Source organism: Halapricum sp. CBA1109, from assembly GCF_009741825.1.
Classification (GTDB): domain Archaea; phylum Halobacteriota; class Halobacteria; order Halobacteriales; family Haloarculaceae; genus Halapricum.
On the sequence record NZ_WPCA01000231.1, the window covers coordinates 1 to 2360 of the forward strand.

Genomic DNA, 2360 nt, shown 5'->3' on the forward strand with positions numbered 1-2360 from the left:
GTCGCCTTTTATGTACGCGCTGTCGGTCGGCGGCGCCGACCACGTCAGGCTGATCGCGGAGGTGGCCGACAGCGAAGCGACCTACGGCGAGGTGGCCGTCGCGTTCCGGCGGATCCACGACGAGATGACGTACTTCAACCGGGACTACCGCAGCGCGGTCGAACGGGTCGCCGAGGCGACGCCGAGTGATCCCTTGGAGCAGTTCCTGACGGACCTGCTCTCTATCGTCAACTCCGGCGGGGACCTCACGCGCTTTCTCGACGCCGAGAAGGACCACCAGTTGCAGTCCGTCCAGCAGAGCCAGCAGGCGCGGCTGGACGTCTTAGAGCTGTTCGGGCAGGCGTACCTCTCGCTGTCGACGGTCCCTATGTTCGCGCTCATCGTCTTCGTCCTCGTCTCGCTTTTGGGCGACCCGCGTCCGGTGATCCTCTACAGCGTCGTCTACGGCCTGATACCGGGGTTGAACCTGCTGTTCGTCGTTCTGCTGGCGACGACGAAGAAGGACGAACCGGGGTCGGGACGGCTGACCTACGAGGACGGAACGACCCTGTCGGTGACGCCGGAGCAGGGACCGCTGTCCGTCGACGTGGCGTCGGCCTACGCCGACCGCCACGACGACCCGGTGTTCGACCGGATTCGACGCCGGGAGATACGCCACGCGCTCGGCGAACTGGCCTCGCCGGACGTCTTCCGGGAGCGGCCGACCTACACGCTGGCGGTGACAGTGCCCGTCGCGTTCGCAGTGCTCTGTGTCGAGTACGCGCTGGGGTGGCTCGCGCCGCTCTCGATACCGGGGTTACAGGCGGCGTTTCTGGCGGCGCCGGTCCCCCAGACGACGGCGTGGGTGCTACTGCCGGGCGTTCTCGTCCTCGCGCCGCTGGCGGCGGCAATCGAGTGGCGACACCGCTCGCGGGCGGTAATTACGGAGACGATGACCGCCGATATACGGAAGATGGCCAACGCCAACGAGGCGGGCAACTCGGTGCTTGAGTCGATTCGCATCGCCGCCGAGGACAACCCGAGTCCGCTCGCGGCGGAACTCAGGCAGGCCCACCGGAAGGTCCGGTACGGCCACAGCCTCAGCGACAGCCTCGTGGAACTGACCAACCGCTACCGGCGGCCGCGGCTGGCGCGGTCGATAAAGCTCATCGAGCGGGCACAGCGTGCTTCGGACACCATCACGGGCGTCCTCCGGACGGCGGCGAAACTCTCCGAGACCCGCGACGAACTCGACGCCGAGTACGACAGCCGGATGCTCCAGCAGGTGGCCATCCTCACCGTCACGTTCCTCGTGTTGCTCGGCGTGTTGCTCTTTCTCCGGGTCTTTTTCGTCCCGACCATCGGCGAACTCGTCACGAGCAACCGGTCGGCCACGGAGTCGCTGACAGGGCCCGTCCTCGACCAGTCGGTGATCAACCTGCTGTACTTCCACGCGGCGCTGTTGCAGGCAGTGATGACCGGCCTCGTCACTGGCTACATCAGGCGCACGTCGCTGTGGGCCGGGCTGAAATACGTCGTCGTCTACACCGTCCTGACCGCGGGGGTGTGGGCGCTGGTCACATGACGCGACGGGACCGCGGCGTGGCCGGGATGCTCGACTTCCTGACGGCAGTGGTCGTCGTCGTCGGGGCGATAGCGTCTACTTCACGGCCGCCTCGGCGCTCGTCGACGCCCAGCAGAGCAGGGCCGGCGCGGCCGAGCAGGTGAGCGTCCGCGCCAGCGAGCGGGTGGTCGAGGATATGCTGGTCGCGTCGCCCGACGCCGAGTTGCTCGCGCCCGGCTGTAGCCGCGCCGTCTTCGGGACGACGCCGAACCGAAGCTGTGCGATAGCGGCCGAGGACGACGGACAGGAGTATCTGCGGGACGCGCTCGGCATCGGCCCGGGCTACCGTGTCAACGTGACCATCAAGGACGAGGACGGTGTCGTCACCGCCGCCCACGGCGATAGCGACCCGTACCGGCACGCGCTCGGTCCGTCGGTCCCGCCCCGGAGCGACGTGGCTGTCGCCGCTCGCCTCGTCTCCTTCGGGAGCGACGACGACGGGGACGGACGGGTCGAGTACTACACCGCGACCGTCAGCGTCTGGGAGGGTCGGTGAATGGCACTGGAGGAGTTCGCTCGCGACGACCGGGCGGTCAAGTGGACGCTCCAGTCGTACCTGTTCGTCGTCGTGTTGCTCGGCGCGGTGGTCGTCGCGGCGGGGACGGTACCGACTGACGGCGCCCAGCGAATCAGCGGCGACCATCAACACCGCCAAATCGCCGCGGACGTGCTGTCGACGGCCGACGGCAGCGGTCAGTTGAGGGCGGGACTGTTGTACTACAACGCCTCCGAGCGGCGATGGATCGGCGCGGACACG

At 68.0% G+C, this 2360-nt stretch carries 3 protein-coding genes and 1 pseudogene; all 4 read left to right on the plus strand.

The features are described from left to right. A partial coding sequence (locus GJ629_RS15470; RefSeq protein WP_157513811.1) for a type II secretion system F family protein occupies positions 1-1564 on the plus strand: 1564 nt, incomplete at its 5' end. Further along, positions 1561-1707 carry a hypothetical protein gene (locus tag GJ629_RS15475; protein ID WP_157513812.1) on the plus strand — a complete coding sequence of 49 codons (147 nt, stop codon included), beginning with the start codon at positions 1561-1563 and terminating at the stop codon, positions 1705-1707. The genes GJ629_RS15470 and GJ629_RS15475, both read left to right, overlap by 4 nt. Next, on the plus strand, positions 1704-2099 hold the full coding sequence (locus GJ629_RS15480) for a hypothetical protein (protein ID WP_157513813.1): 396 nt from the start codon (positions 1704-1706) through the stop codon (positions 2097-2099). Before GJ629_RS15475 ends, GJ629_RS15480 begins: the two co-directional genes overlap by 4 nt. After that, positions 2100-2360 (plus strand): annotated as a pseudogene (locus GJ629_RS15485) (hypothetical protein); the annotation flags it as partial.

Bases quoted from the DNA above. Each gene is read 5' to 3' on its own strand.
- GJ629_RS15475 (WP_157513812.1), top strand. From the start codon at position 1,561: ATGACGCGACGGGACCGCGGCGTGGCCGGGATGCTCGACTTCCTGACG.